Raw genomic sequence first — 2,989 nt, forward strand, 5'->3', positions numbered from 1 at the left:
GGGGGCGGGTCGCAGGTGGCGTGCCACTGGGCGGGGGCGCGCGTCAGAAATACGTCCCCCACCCCACCCGTTCCCGAAAGGCCTCGCCGGCCGGGCTCACAGATGGCCTCAAACGCCGGCCGGGCTGAATTTCCGCCCGAGCCGGGCTAATTACTCAGCCTCCGCCGCGGCGACCAGTTCGCGGCAGCGCTTCACATCGTCGCCGATGGCCTCCAGCAGGCCCTCGATCGAGTCGAACTTCAACTGGCCGCGGACGAAGGCCAGGAAGTCGACCCCGACATGCAGTCCGTACAGGTCGAGCCCGACGCGGTCGATCGCGTACGCCTCGACCGTGCGCTCGGTGCCGTCGAACTGCGGGTTGGTGCCGACGGAGATCGCGGCCGGCATCGCCTCGCCCGCGGCGTGCAGCCACCCCGCGTACACGCCGTCGGCCGGGATGGCCGTGTGCGGCAGGGTCTCGACGTTGGCTGTCGGGAAGCCGAGCTCGCGGCCGCGCTGGGCGCCCCGTACGACGACGCCCTCGACGCGGTGCGGGCGGCCCAGGATCTCGGCGGCGCCCGCCACATCGCCCTCGGCGACCAGGCGGCGGGTGAGAGTGGAGGAGAAGGGCTCGCCGCCGCCCGCCTCGCCGCGCACGAACAGGTCGATGACCTCGACCTCGTAGTCGTACGTCTGCCCCTGCTCGGCCAGGAACGCGACGTTGCCCGCGGCCTTGTGGCCGAAGCGGAAGTTGGGGCCCTCGACGACCAGGCGGGCGCGCAGCTTGTCCACCAGGACCTTGACGACGAAGTCGGCGGGCGACAGCTTCGAGAACTCGCTGGTGAAGGGGAGGATGAGCACCGCGTCCACGCCCAGCTCGGCCATCAGCTCGGCCCTGCGGTGGTGCGCGGCCAGCAGCGGCGGGTGGCTGCCGGGGCGGACGACCTCGCTCGGGTGCGGGTCGAAGGTGACGACGACGCACGGGATGCCGAGCTCGCGGGCGCGGGCCACGGCGCGGCCGATGATCAGCTGGTGGCCGCGGTGCACGCCGTCGTAGGAGCCGATGGTGACGACGCTGCGCCCCCAGTCCTGGGGGATGTCCTCCAAGCCACGCCAGCGCTGCACGGTGTTTGCTCCTCGCCGAACCTGTGTACGTCCTGATAATTGCGCAGGTCTAAGAGTGCCATGCCGGGGCTGCGCGGTTCGCATCGGCTGCGGCTCAGAGCCTGTCTTTGAACCCCCGTCGTTCGCCCGAGGCGCAGGCGGGGGTTCGAAGACAGGCTCTCAGCGCGAGCCGTGCGAGGTCAGGCCGGGACGCGGACGCCGGCCAGGTTCTCGATCATGCGGCGGGCACTGGGGCCGACCAGGGCGGCCCAGTCCTGGGGCGCGTCGGCCAGCCAGCGGGCGAGCGGCGCGGCGAAGCCGGATTCGGCGCGGGCCAGCTCGACCAGGCGGCGGTCGAAACGGGCCGCGCCCTCGGGGGTGCGGACCAGGAGCGCCCCGATGCGGTGTACCAGGGCGCGGGTGCCTGCCGGGCCACGCCGCGCGGTGGCCGTGGCGACGGTGGTGAGGACCTCGTCCAGTACGGCCGGGTCCCGTTCGCCGTCGAGCAGGACGTCGAGCAGCTCCAGGCGCAGCGCACGCGACGCGCGGGTGCCGTGCGCCGCGAGTACGGGGGCGAGGTCGCGGCGCACCTGGGCGGGGCAGCTCTGCAGCACGCCCGCCACCAGGGGGAAGAGGACGGCGCGGGCGGCGGGGCCGTGTTCGAGGCGCCGGTCGACGTACCCGGCCGCGTACGCCGCGGCCTCCGGGCGCAGCTCCAGGAAGTCCCGTACGAGGGTGGCGACCCGGCGGGCCAGCGCGGGTGTGGTCACGTCGGCCAGGGTCCGCAGCACCTCGCCCGAGGTCGGGCTCGGCTCCCGCAGCCGGGTGCGGAAGGCGGCGATGACCGGTTCGGGGTGGGTGGTCAGGGCGGTGGCCAGGGCGCTCGCCGGGAGCTGCGGGTCGCCCGCTTCGAAGCGTTTCAGGGCGAGCGGCAGATGGCGCTCACGGGTGCGCGGGTCGCGTACGAGGAGGGCGAGCGCGGCGCCGTGCAGGGTGCAGTCGGCGGGGCGGGCCAGCAGGGCGAGCGCCGCGTACCGCAGCAGGCCCCGGTCGGCTTCGGTGGTGACGCGGGGCGCTGCCCGCAGCCCGTACGCGGCCGCGGCGACCCGGCGCCCGGGGCGCTCGTCGTGGGCCCAGCGGTCCACGGCGCGGCAGACCGCGGAGGGTTCGTCGTCGGCGAGCGCTGCCAGGAGTTCGTCGCCGCGGGGGTGCGCGCAGGCGACGAGGGCCTCGGTGAGCGCGTCGATCGCGCGGTGCCGGTGGGTGTGCAGGAGGGCCTGGGCGGCCGTCGCCACCGTGGCGTCCGGCGCGGCGGGCAGCGGCCGCTCGTCCGTGAACCACCGGGTGAGCAGCGGCTGTAGGGCTTCGGGGTCATCCCGCAGCCACGCGCCGACGGCGTCCAGGTACCGGTCGCTGCCGGCCTGCCCGTCGGCGACGACCAGCTGCCGCAGCAGGTCGATGCGGTCCCGCTCGGGCAGCGGCAGCCCTCGCCAGAACCACGGCCCGAAGGCGCCCTTCAGGTTCCCCGCCACGGTCCGGTCCGCCAGCAGCCGCAGCACTCCGCGATACGGCCGGGCGTCGGGCACCCCCAGCAGCACCTCGGACAGCAGCCGCCGCGCCCACCAGCCGGCATCGTCGGGAAACCCCGGATCGTCGGCGGCCGCCGCGGCCCACGCGGGGGGCTTTCGCACGCGCGAGGGACCGCTCGTGCTCCCCGGCCGCGGCTCGTGCGTGGACCCCGTGCGCGGCCCCGCCCGCGGATCCGTACGCCCCGCGAAGTGGTCCGCCGCGTGGACCAGCTCCTCCAGGTGCCGGGACAGGTCCGCACCGCCCTGCTGGCGGGAGAGCAGCACCAGGGCCTGGACCACGGGGCCGATGCGGTGGCGGGGCACCGGCAGGGACGGGG

Annotated in this window: 1 protein-coding gene and 1 pseudogene; both read right to left on the reverse strand. The window is 75.3% G+C overall.

Annotated features, from left to right (window positions below; translation table 11 throughout):
- Positions 1-150: 150 nt before the first annotated feature.
- Positions 151-1,104, reverse strand: a complete 954-nt coding sequence (locus U9R90_RS34985; RefSeq protein ID WP_411061425.1) for a bifunctional riboflavin kinase/FAD synthetase — start codon at positions 1,102-1,104, stop codon at positions 151-153.
- A gap of 179 nt (positions 1,105-1,283) precedes the next feature.
- A pseudogene (locus U9R90_RS34990) lies at positions 1,284-2,989 on the reverse strand (serine protease); the annotation flags it as partial.

The sequence above is a fragment of the Streptomyces sp. E11-3 genome, assembly GCF_046540415.1.
GTDB lineage: Bacteria > Actinomycetota > Actinomycetes > Streptomycetales > Streptomycetaceae > Streptomyces.